This window comes from Shimia sp. MIT1388 (genome assembly GCF_047124445.1).
GTDB lineage: Bacteria > Pseudomonadota > Alphaproteobacteria > Rhodobacterales > Rhodobacteraceae > Shimia.
Genome location: NZ_CP138921.1, coordinates 731927 through 749187, shown reverse-complemented (window position 1 = coordinate 749187; position 17261 = coordinate 731927). Strand labels below are relative to the sequence as shown.

General features: G+C 59.2%; 12 protein-coding genes. 5 read left to right on the top strand and 7 right to left on the bottom strand.

Translation table 11 applies throughout. The features are described 5' to 3' along the window. Window positions 1-56: 56 nt before the first annotated feature. Window positions 57-1349 carry a serine--tRNA ligase gene (serS, locus tag SIB92_RS03675; protein WP_412554542.1) on the top strand — a complete coding sequence of 431 codons (1293 nt, stop codon included), beginning with the start codon at window positions 57-59 and terminating at the stop codon, window positions 1347-1349. 99 nt (window positions 1350-1448) lie between these two features. Here the strand turns inward: serS and SIB92_RS03670 are convergent, their stop codons facing one another. The 4 genes from SIB92_RS03670 to SIB92_RS03655 all read right to left on the bottom strand — a co-directional run bounded on the left by SIB92_RS03670 (window position 1449) and on the right by SIB92_RS03655 (window position 6187). Beyond that, window positions 1449-2429 (bottom strand): fatty acid desaturase, encoded by a 981-nt coding sequence (locus SIB92_RS03670; protein WP_412554541.1) that lies wholly within the window; start codon window positions 2427-2429, stop codon window positions 1449-1451. Between the two features lie 205 nt (window positions 2430-2634). Continuing rightward, complete coding sequence (gene der / locus SIB92_RS03665) at window positions 2635-4128, bottom strand: ribosome biogenesis GTPase Der (RefSeq protein ID WP_412554540.1); 1494 nt, start codon at window positions 4126-4128, stop codon at window positions 2635-2637. Between the two features lie 48 nt (window positions 4129-4176). Beyond that, window positions 4177-5481: a PQQ-binding-like beta-propeller repeat protein gene (locus SIB92_RS03660; RefSeq protein WP_412554539.1), complete on the bottom strand. Its 1305-nt coding sequence runs from the start codon at window positions 5479-5481 to the stop codon at window positions 4177-4179. A gap of 25 nt (window positions 5482-5506) precedes the next feature. Then, complete coding sequence (locus SIB92_RS03655) at window positions 5507-6187, bottom strand: hypothetical protein (RefSeq protein ID WP_412554538.1); 681 nt, start codon at window positions 6185-6187, stop codon at window positions 5507-5509. Between the two features lie 227 nt (window positions 6188-6414). On the opposite strand from SIB92_RS03655, the gene SIB92_RS03650 reads away from it, so the two are divergent. From SIB92_RS03650 to SIB92_RS03640, 3 genes are all read left to right on the top strand, one after another. Next, entirely contained in the window at window positions 6415-7659 is a 1245-nt protein-coding gene (locus tag SIB92_RS03650) for an efflux RND transporter periplasmic adaptor subunit (RefSeq protein WP_412554537.1), read from the top strand. Then, window positions 7656-11534 (top strand): efflux RND transporter permease subunit, encoded by a 3879-nt coding sequence (locus SIB92_RS03645; RefSeq protein ID WP_412554536.1) that lies wholly within the window; start codon window positions 7656-7658, stop codon window positions 11532-11534. Before SIB92_RS03650 ends, SIB92_RS03645 begins: the two co-directional genes overlap by 4 nt. 136 nt (window positions 11535-11670) lie before the next feature. Continuing rightward, the gene (locus SIB92_RS03640; RefSeq protein ID WP_412554535.1) at window positions 11671-12051 is read left to right on the top strand and encodes a DUF1294 domain-containing protein; all 381 of its coding nucleotides are present in this window, start codon (window positions 11671-11673) and stop codon (window positions 12049-12051) included. A gap of 28 nt (window positions 12052-12079) precedes the next feature. Here the strand turns inward: SIB92_RS03640 and SIB92_RS03635 are convergent, their stop codons facing one another. Together SIB92_RS03635 and SIB92_RS03630 are read right to left on the bottom strand one after the other, a co-directional pair. Then, window positions 12080-13900, bottom strand: coding sequence for an ABCB family ABC transporter ATP-binding protein/permease (locus SIB92_RS03635; protein ID WP_412554534.1), 1821 nt, complete (start codon window positions 13898-13900; stop codon window positions 12080-12082). 75 nt (window positions 13901-13975) lie between these two features. After that, window positions 13976-15844, bottom strand: coding sequence for a LysM peptidoglycan-binding domain-containing protein (locus tag SIB92_RS03630; RefSeq protein WP_412554533.1), 1869 nt, complete (start codon window positions 15842-15844; stop codon window positions 13976-13978). Window positions 15845-15942: 98 nt separating this feature from the next. Here SIB92_RS03630 and SIB92_RS03625 point away from each other — a divergent pair, with 98 nt between their 5' ends. Next, window positions 15943-16494 carry a TIGR00730 family Rossman fold protein gene (locus SIB92_RS03625; RefSeq protein ID WP_412554532.1) on the top strand — a complete coding sequence of 184 codons (552 nt, stop codon included), beginning with the start codon at window positions 15943-15945 and terminating at the stop codon, window positions 16492-16494. A 70-nt stretch (window positions 16495-16564) separates the two neighbouring features. Here SIB92_RS03625 and SIB92_RS03620 read toward each other — a convergent pair whose 3' ends face one another. After that, window positions 16565-17164 (bottom strand): superoxide dismutase, encoded by a 600-nt coding sequence (locus tag SIB92_RS03620; protein ID WP_412554531.1) that lies wholly within the window; start codon window positions 17162-17164, stop codon window positions 16565-16567. Window positions 17165-17261: the final 97 nt, after the last annotated feature.

Here is a 17261-nt window from a genome sequence, read left to right as displayed (position 1 = left end):
CGCACTCCGGCATACACTGGCGTCTATGAATCACCATCATCTGAAGGACTTGACCGATGCATGACATTAAAGCGATCCGCGAAAACCCGGCCGCTTTTGACGCCGCCCTGACCCGCCGTGGGGATGAGGCCATGTCATCCTCCCTGTTGGCTTTGGATGAAGAGCGGCGTGCCAAAATCGGCGCGGCTGAGGCGGCTCAGGCGGCGCAAAAGGCTGCGGCCAAAGAGGTTGGCGCCGCCAAAGCCAAGGGTGATGAGGCCGAGTTTGAACGGCTGCGCGCACTGGTGGGTGAGAAAAAATCCGAAGTGGCAGCAATGCAAAACGAGGCCAAGGAGATCGACGCCAAGCTGACCGACGCGTTGGCACGCATTGCCAACCTGCCGGCAGACGATGTTCCAAACGGTGCCGATGAGGACGACAACGTCGAAATCAAACAGTGGGGCACACCCAAGTCTTTTGATTTTACACCGGTTGAACACTTCGAGATTGGCGGCGTGGCCGCGAGCATGGATTTTGAAACCGCGGCCAAAATCTCCGGCGCGCGGTTTGTGATGCTGAAAGGCGCTGTGGCCCGTATTCACCGGGCCTTAGCGCAGTTCATGATCGATGTGCATGTCGATGAAAATGGGCTGACCGAAGTCAACACACCGGTTCTGGTGCGCGATGAGGCGATGTATGGCACTGATAAGCTGCCAAAATTTGCCGAGGACAGCTATCAGACCACCAACGGCTGGTGGTTGATCTCGACCTCTGAAATCCCGCTCACCTATTCCGTGGCCACCGACATTCTCGACGAAAGCGCCCTGCCGATCCGCATGACCGCGCATTCGCTGTGTTTCCGCAGCGAAGCAGGCAGCGCCGGCAAGGACACCTCCGGCATGTTGCGTCAGCACCAGTTTGAGAAGGTGGAAATGGTCTCGATCACCCACCCGGACGAGTCTGACAATGAGCAGAAGCGCATGTTAGGCTGTGCGGAAGGCATTCTGGAAAAGCTGGGCATTCCGTACCGCACTGTGGTGCTCTGCACCGGTGACATGGGCTTTGGCGCGCGCCGCACCTATGACATCGAGGCGTGGATTCCGGGTCAGGACACCTACCGTGAGATCAGCTCTGTCTCCACCACCGGTGATTTCCAAGCCCGCCGCATGAACGCGCGCTTCCGTCCGGCAGATGGCGGCAAGCCCGAGTATGTGCACACGCTGAACGGCTCCGGTCTTGCCGTAGGCCGCTGTCTGATTGCGGTTCTGGAGAACGGCCAGCAGGCGGATGGCTCGGTTGTATTGCCAGAGGCGCTGGTGCCGTATCTGGGTGGCAAATCCACGTTGAGCGCGGACGGCAAGCTGGTTTAAGCCCCAGCAACAGAAAACAAAGCAAAGCGCGGCCCAATGGAGCCGCGCTTTTTTCATCTGTCCCCAAATATCCAGGGGGTCCGGGGGCTGGCCCCCGGCCTACTCCGCCGGCACCGCGCCTTGCGGCTGGTTCTTGGGAAAGGGTACCAAGCGCTCCTGCTCTTCGTCCCACAGCTTGAGCGAAAACGACCGGATCGCCTCCGGCCACTCGATGGTGGGCAGGTCGTATTCGTCGCGGATCATCTGGTGACATTTGCGCAGGTTGTAATGCGGGATGCGGGCGTTGAAGTGGTGGATGTCGTGGTAGGCGATGTTCGCCGATGCCAGATCCATCCACCAGCCAAGATCCAAGGCTGACGAGCCTTGCAGCGCCGCCAGACGCGGGTCCAGATCGGGACGGCGGTCCCAATAGGTGTCCTCAAAATTATGCTGTAGGTAGACCATGAAGACCCCAACCATGCCGCCAAAGAAGGACGCCAGGAACCAGATTAGCACACCGTTCCAACCGGCCAGCGCATAGAGCACGCCCATGTAGGCAAAAATCGCCAGGTTGTGCAGCAGCACCGATTTCCACATGGTGTGGGCATTTTTGGGCCAGCGGTAGCGGATGAAATAGGTGAACAGACTGCCCAGAGGGATCAGCACAAAGGGATTGCGGTAGAGCCGGTATTGCAGGCGTTCCCAAAACCCGGCCTCGTTCCATTCCCGCAGGGTCATGGTGTGGATTTCACCGGTCTCGCGATGCTCCAAATTGCCAAGGTGGCTGTGATGCATGTTGTGATTGTGGCGCATGGCCGCGTAGGGCGCAAAGGTCACCACCGACAGCGCTTCGCCCGCCCAATCGTTGTGCTTGCGGCTTTTGAACAGCGAGGCGTGGCCGGTGTCATGCTGCAACACATACAATCGCACGGCAGAAAGCCCGTTGAGCGCCATCATAGGGATCAGAATGTACCACGTACCCTGATTGGCAATCGCCAGATAAAGCGTGGCAAAATAGAACGCAAAGGTGCCAAAAAAGCTGACCGCACCAAGGCGGTCGTCTTGCACAGTGAATTCTTTCAAGCGCTCGCGAATCTCCATCGCAAACCTCTCTCTTCAAATCAGTATTTCCGCCTGAGCCGTGCCTGGGGACACTGTGCCTAGGTATGAATGCCTACGTGAGCCGCAAAATTTCGGACCACTTAACAAGACTATAACGCGAATTTATGACGCCACAATGCACCTGTCGCCGCACAGGGGCTGCGCGGCGACATGAAGAGTTCCAAATTCAGACCTGATTTGCGGATCAAAAGCCCGCGTCACGGCCCTTGATATGCTTACGCAGACGCGACGGTGTGGACTTTTTCTTGCCCTTATAGGGGTTCTTATCCCCCTGCCCGCGCATGGTTAGGCGGATGGGCGTGCCCGGCATGTCAAAGGTCTCACGCAGGCCGTTCACAAGGTAGCGCGAATAGCTGGCCGGCAGCTTGTCCGGATGGGAACACATCACCACAAAGCCCGGCGGACGGGTTTTGGCCTGTGTCATATAGCGCAGCTTGATGCGCTTGCCCTGTGGCGCGGGCGGCGGGTGTTGCTGCAACATCTCCACCAGCCAGCGGTTCAGCGCGGCCGTTGGAATGCGGCGGTTCCAAGTATCATAGGCATCCAGGATCGCTTGGTTCAGACGCTCAAGACCGCGACCGGTTTTGGCGGATACCGTGATCAAAGGCGCGCCGCGCAGCTGCGGCAGAAGCCGGTTGAAGGCCTCTTTGAGCTCGCGCAGTTTTTCCTGCTTGTGCTCTTCAACGTCCCATTTGTTCACCGCGACCACCACGGCACGGCCTTCGCGCTCGGCGAGATCGGCGATGCGCAGGTCTTGCTGTTCAAAGGGAATCGCCGCGTCCAGTAGCACCACAACAACTTCGGCGAATTTCACCGCCCGCAGACCGTCTCCAACGGAGAGCTTTTCCAGCTTGTCTTGCACCTTGGCTTTCTTGCGCATCCCGGCGGTGTCAAAAATCCGCATATGGGTGCCGTCCCATTCGGTGCGCAGCGAGATCGCATCGCGGGTGATGCCTGCTTCGGGACCGGTCAGCAAACGATCCTCGCCAATGATCTTGTTGATCAGCGTGGATTTACCCGCGTTCGGGCGGCCAACCACCGCGATTTGCAGCGGCTTGTTCTCGGTGATCTGCTCGCTCGGACGCAAACCGCCTTCGTCGAACTCGTCATCCCAATCGCCGTCCTCTTCAAGCTCCACATCTACTTCAACTTCATCATCCAACGCCTTTTGACGTTTAGCAAATTCATCGGCAATGGGCATGAGCTGCGCATAGAGATCATTGAGACCTTCGCCGTGCTCCGCGGACAGGCGGATCGGTTCACCAAGGCCCAACGAATAGGCGTCAAGCACCCCAGCATCGGCGGCTTTGCCTTCGCCTTTGTTGGCGGCCAGCAGCACGTGGGCGGACTTTTTGCGCAGGATCTCGGCAAAGATCATGTCGGTGGGTGTCACGCCCGCGCGCGCATCCATCATGAAGAGGCAGATGTCCGCCATGTCCACCGCGCGTTCTGTCAAGCGGCGCATGCGGCCTTCGAGGCTGTCGTCGGTGGCATCTTCCAGACCGGCCGTGTCAATCACGGTGAACCGCAAGTCCGCCAGTTTGGCATCGCCTTCGCGCAGGTCGCGCGTAACGCCCGGCTGGTCGTCGACCAAAGCCAGCTTTTTGCCCACAAGGCGGTTGAACAGCGTGGATTTGCCCACGTTTGGGCGGCCCACAATGGCGAGCGTGAAACTCATGACAGATCTCCGGAACGTCTGAAGTCGCCCCGATACAGCATTATTGCGTCAACGGAAAGCGTACAATTCGCCTTTGCGGTTGACCACATACAAAACACCGCCTGCCACAACCGGATTGGTGGCTGCGCCGTGGGGCAACGCGACGGTGTGGGTCAAGAGACCGTTGCGCGGGTTGTAGAAGCGCACCACCTCGTCGGTGGAGGGCACAACCAACTGCCCGCCCGCCAGGATCGGCCCGTAATGCGCGTGCACGGCGGATTGTTTTTTGGGTTTGTCCTTGATGAACTGCGGCAGGGTCTGGCCCCAGATGCGGGTGCCGTCACGCGCATCCAGACGCAACAGCTCATTGGTTTCCGACACCAGGAAGAGCGACCCGCCTGCCGGGAACACAGGGCTAAGCGCGCCGTGATCTGCGGTCCATTTGCGCACGCCGGTTTCGGTCTCAAAGGCGGCCATGCGTCCGGAATGGTTCGCCACATAGATGGTGTCCCCGACAACTACAGGGTCGCCGGAGATGTCGCCCACGGTGTTCACAGCGCGGCCCGGACGGGTGTCCGACAGTCCGGCAGTCCAGCGGGACACGCCGCCACGGCGGAAGGCCGCCTGGATTTCACCAGAGCCATAGGGGAAAATCGCCAGTCGGTCCGTTATGGCTGGAGCCGCCGGGCTTTGCACGTTTTGAACGTTAGGAATGGACAGAAGCTGCCAGGCAATTTTGCCGGTCTCAACTTCCAGCGCCCAAGCGGTTGCATCACCAGACACCACATAGACCAAATCGCCGTAGACCGTGGGGGTGCCACTGCCGACGGCCTGGAATTTCTGCTCCCACAGATCTGCGCCGGTTGCGGGGTCCAGCGCGCGGATGCTGCCAAACCCTGTGGTGACAAAAAGCTTGCCTTTGCCATAGGCCAGACCGCCGGTGGAGGCTTGGCCTGCCTTGTCGTTGGGCGGCGTCAGATCGCGGGACCACACCGTTTGCCCGCCGGTGGTGGTGGCGGTGACGGTCGCTTCGGCGTCCACTGTGAAGATGCGGCCATCGGCGACAACCGGGTCAGCGGTGATACGTGTCTTGCGCGACTCGCCCGCGCCAATCGACGTCGACCACGCCAATACCGGCTTTGATGACAGCGCCGCATGGGCCGTCCGGGTGCTTGGCGTGCCAATGCGGCCGGTCCAGCTGGCGTTTTTGCTTTGGGATGGCAGGCTGATTGCAAGGTCTTTGTTTTCAATGACCTCTTCAGACGGGATCAAATCTTCTCGATCCCCAACCAGAATGATCTCTGGCTCCGCACAGGCAGACAACAAGGCAGCGGAGGCAACACCCGCTGCCAAAATCCAAGACGTACGTTTCACTGCTGAGTCCCCCACCCTGCAAGTCTTATTGGTCGGCCAGAACGGGCGCGGTGTCCGCCGGTGTTCCACCCAGAGCCACAATCAACTGAGACGCACGATTGCGCAAGCCTGCGGTGACAGCCGCATCCTGAATCAGCGCTTGCAATTGTTCGATGGCGCCATCCACGTCCCCTTCTTCCAGGCTCAGCAGGGCAAGTTGTTCCTGCGCAGGCAACGCCAAAGGCATGCCCGGTCCGGCCAGCGCTTCCAGCGCCAAACGGCGATCCGCCACGGATGTGTCTTTGGCATTGGCCAAAACCGCCTTGAAGGCTGCGATCTGGCGATAGATTTCCGGTGTCTCCAACCCGCTGGTGGTGATGCCGTTCAGGGTTGACGCCGCGTCGGCGCCAGAGCCCACTTCAATCTGATGGGTGGCAAGCAGCATGTCGGCAACAACCTGCGCATTGGGCGACTCGGTGGTCAGGTCGCCAAGCGCCGCCACGCGGGCTTCAGCTTCGCTGGAGGCCACAGCAGCAATCAGCGCGTCGCCAGTGTTCTCCGCAGCGGTGCGGGCTTTGCTCTTTTGGTATTCGTTAAAAGCGGCCGCGCCCACAATCGCGATCACTGTCAGAACAGCAATCCAACCATAGCGGCGGATCAGGCCAAAAAGGCGGTCACGGCGCACTTCTTCGGTGACTTCTTCAATGAAACTGTCGGTATTGCTCACGCCTGCTCTCCTGTCGGTTTGCCTTGTCTTATCGTTTTGTTTTCAAAGTGCCAAGTACTGTGGCAAAGGCACATCGGCGACACAGGTTTTTTCTCGTTTCCGGATCTATTTTGAACCGACGAGTCCAAATTCTCGTATCTGAGGTTGTTTCTCGGCGCGCGAACGCCAATATGTCGTTGAATATTTGTGCGCGGGAGGGCGCACGTTAAAGCAACAGGGGCCATTCAATGCGGCTTATTCCGGTTCTGACCGCACTTCTCGTGTCGGCAATTTTGTATTTTGTTGTGGTGGAGCGTGATCGCTTGGCGGCGTTTGCCGGCAACGGCGCGCCCGAAGAGGCGGCGGACACCGCCACAGAGGCGCAGGCGGAGGCTAACGAAGCCCCTTCAGATGCGCCGGGTCTCATTCGTGTGGTGGCGGTAAAAAGTGAAGCCCGCACCATCGACAGCGCGGTTGTGCTGCGCGGCGAAACCGAAGCGGATCGCCAGGTTGAGGTACGCGCGGAAACCAGCGGTCTGGTGATCACCGAGCCACTGCGCCGCGGCACCCATGTGACCGCAGGCCAAGAGCTTTGCCGCCTGGACGTGGGCACCAGCACAGCGGTTCTGGCAGAGGCGAAAGCCCGCCTGCTGGAAGCACAGGCCCGCATTCCAAGCGCGCAGGCCTCGGTCGCCGAGGCCGAAGCGCGATTGGAAGAAGCCAAGATCAACGACAACGCCGCGCGCAAGCTGTCCGAAGGTGGCTTTGCCTCTTCCACACGTGTGGCCAGCACCGCCGCAAGTGTGCGCGCGGCTGAAGCGGCGATCCAATCGGCCACATCCGGCCTGGAAAGCACTCAGGCAGGCATCGAATCGGCGGAAGCCTTGGTGGCAGCCGCAGAGCGCGAAGTGGCGCGCCTGACGATTGTGGCGCCGTTCGACGGCCTGTTGGAAAGCAAGACCGCAGAACTCGGCAGCCTGATGCAACCGGGCAGCCTGTGCGGCACGGTTCTGCGCCTTGATCCGATCCGCATCGTGGGCTTTGTGCCAGAGACCGACATCAACCGCGTGACCGAAGACTCTCTGGCTGGTGCGCGTCTGACAACTGGTCAAGAAGTGACCGGTCAGGTGACCTTTGTGTCCCGCTCCGCCGACCCACAGACCCGCACCTTCCGCGTGGAGGTGACGGTGCCAAACGACGATTTGGCGATCCGCGACGGTCAAACCGCGGAGATTATGATCTCTGCGGATGGCGCGGCGGCACATTTCCTGCCGCAGTCCTCACTGACGCTGAACGACGAAGGCACGCTGGGTGTTCGCATCGTTGAAGACGGTGACGTAGTGGCCTTCAAGGCGGTGGAGCTGCTGCGCGATGGCACCGACGGCATCTGGGTTGGCGGTTTGCCAGAACAGGCCAGCGTGATCGTTGTCGGCCAGGAGTTTGTGGTCGAGGGCGTCACCGTCGCACCAACCTATCGGGAGCTTGACCAATGACCGGCGCCATCACCTGGGCCGCCGAACGGGCCCGAATGATTCTGGCGTTCATCGTGATTTCCCTCGTGATTGGCGCCTTTTCCTACGTCAGCCTTCCAAAGGAGGGTGAACCGGACATCGACATTCCGATCCTCTATGTGTCTGTCAGCTATCCGGGCATTTCCGCTGAAGACGCAGAGAGCCTACTTGTAAAGCCAATGGAAACCGAGGCGGTCGATCTGGACGGTCTCGACAAGATGACCGGCATTGCCTCGGAAAATCACGCCTCGCTGCTGCTGGAATTCGACTTCGGCTGGGACAAAAGCGCGACCATTGCCGACGTGCGCGATGCGATGAACACCGCGTCGTCAAACTTCCCCTCGGGTGCGGAACAATACACAATCAACGAGATCAACTTCTCCGAATTTCCGATTGTGATCGTGAACCTCTCCGGCGATGTGCCGGAGCGCACCATGGCGCGTTTGGCCAAAGACCTGCAGGACGAATTTGAAGCCATCGACGCGGTGCTGGAAGCGCCGATTGCGGGCAACCGCGACGAGATGGTGGAAGTGGTGATCGATCCGCTGCGTCTGGAATCCTACAACGTCACCGCGCCCGAACTGATCAGTGTTGTGCAGAACAACAACCAGCTGATCGCGGCTGGTGAAGTGGAAACCAACCAGGGCACCTTCTCGGTCAAAATTCCTTCGTCGTTCAACGATGTCAGCGACATTTATGAGCTGCCGGTAAAAACCAATGGCGAGCGGATTGTGACACTGGGCGATCTGGCCGAAATCAACTTCACCTTTGAGGACCGTGCGGGCACCGCGCGGTTTGATGGGGAGAACACTGTGGCGCTGCAGGTGGTGAAGGGCAAAGGCTACAACATCATCGACACTGTGGAGCAGATCAAAACCACGCTGGCAGCGGCACAGGAAAAATGGCCTGAGGAGCTGCGGGCGGCGGTGCATGTTGGCACCTCCAACGACCAGAGCCGCACTGTGGGCTCGATGGTACGCCAGCTGGAAGGTTCAGTCCTAACGGCGATTGCGCTGGTGATGATTGTGGTTCTGGCCTCGCTCGGTAGCCGGGCTGCGATGCTGGTCGGCTTTGCCATTCCGGCGTCCTTCCTACTGTGTTTTGCCTTCCTCGCACTGATGGGTGTGACCATCTCCAACATGGTGATGTTTGGCCTGATCCTTGCGGTGGGTATGCTTGTGGACGGTGCGATTGTTGTGGTGGAATACGCCGACAAGCGCATCAAAGAGGGCGTGGGCCCGATGCACGCCTATGTCGAGGCGGCGCAGCGGATGTTCTGGCCGATTGTGAGTTCCACCGCGACCACACTCTGTGCGTTCCTGCCGATGCTGTTCTGGCCCGGCGTGCCGGGCGAATTCATGGGCATGTTGCCGGTCACCATGATCTTTGTTCTGTCGGCATCGCTGCTGGTGGCGCTGATCTACCTGCCGGTTGTGGGGGGGATCTCCGGCCGTCTGAGCCGCGTGTTTGACCGTATCTCTCAAGGCATGAAACAACGCCTGCCATGGGTGGTGCGGGCACTGCTGGTGCCGATCCCGCTTTACGGCATGTTTGTCGGGCTGATGCAGATGCTGACCGTGACCTATGCATCCGGTGATGAGGGCTCTACTGGTGCAGTGGCTGTTGGGGCGGTGCTGTTTGTGCTATCGGCCTTTGCTGCCTCGATCACCATGAGCGCCGCGGAGATTGGCCGCAAACGACGCGCTGTGAAATCCGGCTTCCGCCACAACGGCTTTGGCTATTTCATGCGCTTCATTGTCGGCAACCCGGTGATGCCGCTGGTCACCATTGCGGCCGTCATCTTCACCGTTGTGTCGATCATTGGCTACTTTGGTGAGAACAACAACGGTGTTGAATTCTTTGTTGAGACCGAGCCGGAACAGGCCACGGCCTATGTCCGCGCGCGCGGCAACATCTCGCTGGCAGAAAAAGACGCCATGGTGCGCGAAGCGGAAAACATCATCATGCAGCACCCTGCTGTGATCAATGTGTTCTCCTTTGCTGGTGAAGGTGGTCTGGACACAGGTGGTCCGGGCGGCGGCAACTCTCCGCCCGACACCGTGGGTCAGGTACAGTTCGAGATCATCCCGTGGGATGAACGTCCAACCGCCCGTGAAAAGTGGTTCTTTGGCAAGCTGGAGCGGGATGTCACCGCGCCTGACTTTGACGGCAACCGCGTGCTGGATGAATTGAACGCCGAGTTGGCCAAGCTGCCCGGCTTCTATGTGGAAACCAGCCCGATTGAACAGGGTCCGGGTTCCGGCAAGCCGATTCACCTGCGCATTCGTGGCGACGGATGGGAAGAACTCAACGCCGCCGCCATCAGCGCGCGGGAAACCTTTGAAGCGACCACAGGTCTGACACTGGTGGAAGACACCCTGCCCCTGCCCGGCATCGACTGGCAAATCGACGTGGATGTGGCCAAAGCCGGCCGCTATGGCGCCGATGTGGCCACCGTGGGCGCGATGGTGCAGTTGGTAACGCGTGGTATCCTGCTGGACACTATGCGGGTCGACAGCTCAGACGAGGAAATCGAAATCCGTCTGCGTCTGCCAGACCAGGACCGCGTCCTGTCCACGCTCGACACGCTGAAGGTGCGCACCAACGATGGGCTTGTGCCTCTGTCCAACTTCGTCACGCGCTTCCCTGTGCCAAAACGCGCGTCGATCAGCCGGATTGATCAGGAGCGTTACTACGACGTGAAAGCGGACGTAGAACCGGGACTGGTGAAGATTGTATCCGGTGAAGGTGACGAGCTTCAAACACTGGCGATCCTCAAGGCTCTGCCAGAAGGCGAGCTGTCTTATGACAATGTGATCACCACTCCCAGCGGTGAGGATTTCACCATCTTCGCGCTGGATGCGGCAAGCTCTGCAGAGGAAATCCGCACCGCCTTGGAAGACGGTGCACGCCGCGTGCCTGTGACCGCAACCGAGCGGATCGAAGTGTTGACGGAATGGCTCAACACCAACCCGTTTGGCCCATCGATCAGCTGGGAATGGACCGGTGATCAGGAAGAACAGGCAGAATCCGGTGCCTTCCTGGCAAGCGCCTTCTCTGCGGCCTTGGGGCTGATGTTTGTGATCCTGCTGGCGCAGTTCAACAGCTTCTTCAACTCGGTTCTGGTGCTGTTGGCGGTGGTTCTGTCCACAGCTGGCGTGCTGGTGGGCATGTTGGTGATGGATCAGACCTTCTCGATCATCATGACCGGGACCGGCATCGTGGCTCTCGCGGGGATTGTGGTGAACAACAACATTGTTCTGATCGATACCTATCAGGAGTACAGCCAATATATGCCGCGGATCGATGCGATCGTGCGCACCGCACAGAGCCGTATCCGTCCGGTGTTGCTGACCACCATCACGACAATGGCCGGTCTGGCCCCGATGATGTTTGGCCTGAGCCTGGACTTCATCAATGGTGGCTACTCGATCGACAGCCCGACATCGTTGTGGTGGAAACAGCTGGCAACCGCCGTGGTCTTTGGTCTGGGGATCGCCACCGTGCTGACGCTGGTGTTCACCCCATCCATGCTGGCGGCACGGGTCTGGGCAAGCACCTACTTCAATTGGATGATGCGCCTGCTGGCCCGTCTGTCCTTTGGCCGAACCTCCCGTGCGGGTCAGGACTGGGCACTGCGCCGCGCAGCCCGCAAGGTGAAACATCCGGTGCTGATGTGGGACGACACCACAGAGGTGGTGATGGAAAGCTCTGCACCAAGCTCCCGCTCCTCGGTGCCTGTGACACGCTCCACCAAGGTCGATCCGAACGATCTGGCTCCCGAGGTGGAAGCGCCTCGCAGCGGCAAAGCAGCCAATGACGATCCCGATCCGGGTGGCATTCAGGCGGCTGAGTAACGCTTTAGCATATGATCAAAAAACGCGCTCCTTCGGGGGCGCGTTTTTCATTCATCCAGAATATTCTTTTTTTGTATGATTTTTCGCCTTATACGTGTCCCTCAAGATTTTTGAGCAAACGCATACAGGCATCCACATGTTCAACATTGCAGTTGGAACAACATTGTCGCCAGCCCTGCCCGCGCTGATTTTGACCGGGTTGGTGCTGGTGTTCTGGTTGGCCCTCAATCTGGTCACCTACACTTTTTTTCACGCGGACAAGGAGCGCGCGATCCATGGCGAGGACCGGATCCCGGAACGGACCCTGCTGTCTCTGGCCCTGATTGGGGGCTCTCTGGGCGCCAAAGTGGCGCAGAAGCGGTTCCGGCACAAAACCTGCAAACAGCCATTTGGACGACTGCTCAATGCCATCGTGCTGCTGCACCTGGGATTGATTGCCTTGGGTACGTATTACGCCGTCGTCGGGGCAAATGGCTTCTGGGCCGCAAAGGAATTTGCGGGTGTCTGGTCCAAGTGAGCCACACACCCTTGTTCCACTTTAGCTTTTAGGCGGCGTCTTCATCTGCCTGCTGACGGGTCCAGAGTTGCGCATAGCGCCCTCTCTTGTCCAGCAGCGCGGTGTGCGTGCCTTCCTCGATAACCTCGCCTTTCTCCAGCACAACAATCCGGTCCGCCTCAGCAATTGTGGAGAGACGGTGCGCAATGGTAATCACAGTACGTCCTTCCCCGGCCCGAGCCAGCGCTTCCTTGATGCCCTGCTCGGTTTCTGTGTCCAGCGCCGAGGTGGCTTCGTCCAGAAGCAGGATGGGCGGGTTCTTCAGCAAGGTGCGGGCGATGCCAACGCGTTGCTTTTCGCCGCCGGAGAGCTTGAGGCCACGTTCGCCCACAGCTGTGTCATAGCCGTCTGGCAGCGCCGCGATGAAGTCGTGGATCTGGGCAGCCTTGGCGGCCTCGATCACATCGTCCTCAGTGGCCCCGTCGCGCCCGTAAGCGATGTTGTAGCGGATGGTGTCGTTGAACAGCACCGTGTCTTGCGGCACCACACCAATGGCGTCATGCAAGCTTTCCTGCTGCACATCACGCACGTCCTGCCCATCAATTCGCAGAGCCCCGCCCTGCACGTCGTAAAACCGGAACAACAGCCGCCCGATGGTGGATTTGCCCGATCCGGACGCGCCCACGATGGCCACGGTTTGCCCTCCCGGCACGTTCAGGCTCACACCTTTCAGAATGGCGCGGTCCGCTTCGTAGCCAAAAGCCACTTTGTCGAGCTCAATGGAGCCGTCTTTGATGGCCAGCGGTTTGGCGTTGGGCTGGTCCGCCACCTCGGCAGGCTGTTCCAGAAGATCAAACATCTCGCCCATATCCACCAAACTCTGACGGATTTCACGGTAGACCGTGCCCAAGAAGTTCAGCGGCATGGTGATCTGCACCATATAGGCGTTGACCATCACAAAATCGCCCACGGTCAGGTCACCGTTTTGCACGCCAATCGCCGCCATCACCATAACAATCACCAGGCCTGAAGTGATCAGGAAGGATTGGCCAAAGTTCAAAAAAGCCAAAGAATATGAAGTCTTTAGCGCAGCTTCTTCATAGCCCGCCATGGCACTGTCGTAACGCGCAGCCTCACGTTTTTCGGCGCCAAAATACTTCACGGTTTCAAAGTTCAGCAGGCTGTCGATCGCCTTTTGGTTTGCGTCTGTGTCCTGATCATTCATCTGCCGGCGCAGCTTCACCCGCCATTCGGTAACTTTGAAGGTAAACCAGATGTAGATCGAAATGGTGACGCCCACGACCGCCAGATAACGCGCGTCAAACAGCCAGTAGAAGATCGCCGAGATCATCAGCAGTTCGAGCACCAACGGCCCGATGGAAAACAGCAGGAAGCGCAGCAGGAATTCCACGCCTTTTACGCCCCGCTCAATGATGCGGCTCAGCCCGCCGGTTTTGCGGGTGATGTGATAGCGCATTGAGAGGCGATGGATGTGCTCAAAGGTCTCCAATGCCAATTGGCGCAAAGCCCGCTGTGCCACTTTGGCAAAGACCGCGTCGCGCAACTGTTGAAATCCGTTGGTCATGAGGCGGGCCATGCCGTAGGCCACGGTGAGCCCCACTGCGCCAAGCGCGAGCGGTGGCACCCCTTCGTTGGCCAACGCGTCCACGGCAGCTTTGTAGAGCATCGGCGAATAGACCGCGATCACCTTGGAGGCCAGCAGCATGCAAAGCGCCAGCACCACGCGATATTTCACCCAAGGCTTGTCATCCGGCCAAAGGTAAGGCGAAACCTTGCGAATTGTGCGCCAACCGGAGCGTTGTTCGTTGCGCGCGAGTTCCTCGGCTGTCGCCGTGTGCCATTTGGTCATGCTTGCCTGCCCTGTCAGTTGGTGAGCCTAGCAAACCTAATAGCCACAAGCGGGACTTGCCAGCCCCGCATCGCTTTATTCTTCGGGCACCGTGAAGACTTGGCCAGGGTAGATCAGATCCGGGTCCCGGATTTTGTCTTTGTTGGCCTCGAATACCTGCAGATACAGCTGGCCCTCACCGTAGCGGTCCCGCGCAATGGCCCAGAGGGTGGCACCGGGCTGCACGGTCACGATGCGCACGGGTGGTTGTGCGGTTACAGGCTCCGGCTTAGTCGCCGGTTCAGGTTGAGCCGCGGCTTCGGTGGTTTGAACCGTGGTCGGCGCCTCTGTTTCAACCGGCGACGATAGGGCTGCTTCCTCCACGGCGGTTTCCGACTCAACAGCGGATTCTACGACGGTCGTTTCCGTGTCGGGTGCCTGTGCCTCAGTGGGTGTCGTGGCCGTTTCGGCGACTACCTCAGCCGTTTCTTCTTCGGCTGTTTCGTCTTCTGGTACCGGAGCTACGGCGACGTTGGGCGCGGTCTCTGGCTTGGCCTCAGCTGTTGCCGTTTCAGCAGTTGTGCCTTCGCCAGCGTCTTCGGGTTTCACTGCCGTCTCATCTGTTGGCGCAGTCTGCACGTCTGGCTCCTGCGCGGCGGCCTCAGCCTCCGCCACTGCTTCCGCCTGAGCGCGCGCCTTCGCGACAGTCTCCGGTGTTTCGCGTTTGAACGGCGTCACCACGCGAGAAAGCACTTTGGCGGTTTCATCCACCTCATCCGCGCGCAATTCGTACAGACCACCAGCCACGTCTTCCAACTGCGTAGACCACAGGCCCGCGTCATCGATCTGTGTGGTCGCCGCCAAAGCATTGTCCAGATACAGCCGCACAAAAGCACTTGGGTTGCCACGTCCGGAGACCATCACAGCACCGGCATCGGTGTAGCTGATTGAGTCAATCGACACAGCGGCCAGAACTTCCGGTGTGGCCTCTTCCGGCGCGGCCGGTTGCACCACACGCACGCCTTCGGAATCCGACACAATCACCGCTGGCGCCTTTGGTTTTGGCGCAGCTTCTACCGCAGCGGTTTCTTCTTTGGCTTCGGGCTTCGGCGTTTCTTCATCCGGCTCCTCACTAACGTTTTCAGAAACCTCTTCAATAGGTTGCTCATCGTTATTCACCTGAGTTACGATTTCATCGCCTTCAGCAACAACATCATCTGTGGCTGCATCGTCAGCCTCGGCGATTTCAACTTCCGGCTCAGCAATCTCTTGTTTTACCTCTGGCTCTGCCACATCCTTCGCGGCAGGTTCTTCTGCGACCTCAGGAGTCACAACAGCCTCTGCAACCGCCACAACCGGCGCCACGATCACCGTGGCATCCGAAGGCACATCACCGTCCGCGCGGCGCTCTATGAGGCTCAGAACGCGTGGCGCCTCGCTTGGTTCAATGGCCAGAATGGCGGCAAATTTGCCCGCCGTGTCAACAGGGGCCAAAGCCACCTCGGCGCCATCCAGCAGGATACCCAACATGGCACCAGGCGCAGCCGCCCCGGCCACCACCGTGTTGCCTTCGGCGTCCACACGCACCAGGTCAAAACTTGGCACAATGGTAGGCGCGGGCTCTTCCTCAACCGGCGCAGGTGCGGCAGCCACCGGTTCTTCTTTTGGCTCGGGTTCGGCACTAGGTGCGGCGTCCTCAACCGCCTCAGTGACTTGCTCCTGCGTTTCCGCTGGCGCTGGCTGCGCCTCAGGCTCGGACACTGTCTCAGCGGGCTGCTCAGCCACCTTCGGCGTTGCCTCAGGTGCAGGCGTGGCGGTCTCTGTTGTGGTGGTGTCCTTGACGGTCTGATCGCTGCCATCCAGCACACCCGTGGCAACCAACGCGTATACGGAGACGCCCATCGCCACCACAACTCCGGCCACCCAGGCCACATTGCCGCTGAAAATTGATGCTTTGTCACTCATCGCCGAATATCCCCCGAAGTCGGCTGTCATTTGGTTGAGAGACCCTACCAACCCAGATATTGCTGGTCAAAAGAGCTTTGAACATATTGGAGAATTTCATGACCACACGCTCGATCTGTGTCTTTTGTGGTTCACGTTTTGGCGGCGATGCAGCCTATAAGGAAGCCGCGGAGGCCTTTGGCGCGCGGTTTGGCGACAAAAACTGGCGTCTGGTGTACGGCGCTGGCGACGTCGGTTTGATGGGTGCTGTTGCCAATGCGGCGCAGGCTGCAGGCGCCGATACCTTTGGCGTGATCCCCACCCACCTGTTGGAATGGGAGGTGGGCAAGCGCGACCTGACCAACTTCATCGTGACCGAAAACATGCACGAGCGCAAAAAGGTCATGTTCATGAATTGCGACGCCATTGTTGTTCTGCCCGGCGGCGCAGGCTCATTGGACGAATTCTTCGAAGTGCTGACGTGGCGACAGCTTGGCCTGCATGAAAAGCCGATTGTGGTGCTGAATGTGAACGGCTTCTGGGACCCGCTGGTAGGATTGCTGGACCATGTGATCGCACAAGGGTTCGCGGAGCAAAGCTTGAAAGATTTCATCCACGTGGCGGATGATGTGGCTCAGATGGAAGCGATCCTGGATCGCGCGTTTGGTTAAGCCCAGAATCTACCCAAAAACAAAAAAGCCCGCCAATTGGCGGGCTTTCTTATTGGATTTAGGTCACGGATTACATCCGGGAGGCTACGTTTTCCCAGTTCACCAGGTTGTCCAGGAAGTTGGTCAGGTAGACCGGGCGCTTGTTGCGGAAGTCGATGTAGTAGGAGTGCTCCCACACGTCACAACCCAGAAGCGCGGTTTGGTTGAAGCACAGTGGGTTCACGCCGTTTTCGGTCTTGGTCACTGCCAGGGAACCGTCTGCGTTCTTCACCAACCAGCACCAGCCGGAACCAAACTGACCTGCGCCTGCGGCGGAGAACTGGGATTTGAATTCGTCAACGGAGCCGAAGGACTCAATCAGCGCTTTTTCCAGCTCGCCTGGCATCGCGTTTGCGCCTGGGCCCATCATTTCCCAGAACTGGTTGTGGTTCCACAGCTGGGAGATGTTGTTGAAGATGCCGTTTTGCGCAACCGCGTTGGCGTCATAGGTGCCAACGATGATCTCTTCCAGCGTTTTGCCTTCCCACTCGGTGCCGGCGATGGCAGCGTTGCCGTTGGTCACATAGGCGTTGTGGTGCAGGTCGTGGTGGAATTCCAGCGTCTCTGCGGACATGCCTTTGTCGGCCAGAGCGTCGTGGGCGTAAGGAAGATCAGGGAGTTGAAAAGCCATTGCAGCATCCTCTTCTGTTGCGCGAGTTATCTTTGCCAGACACATGTGGGCGAATGGTGCGTGAGGTCAAGGGCAAAGCGGTCGCAGATGGCACCAA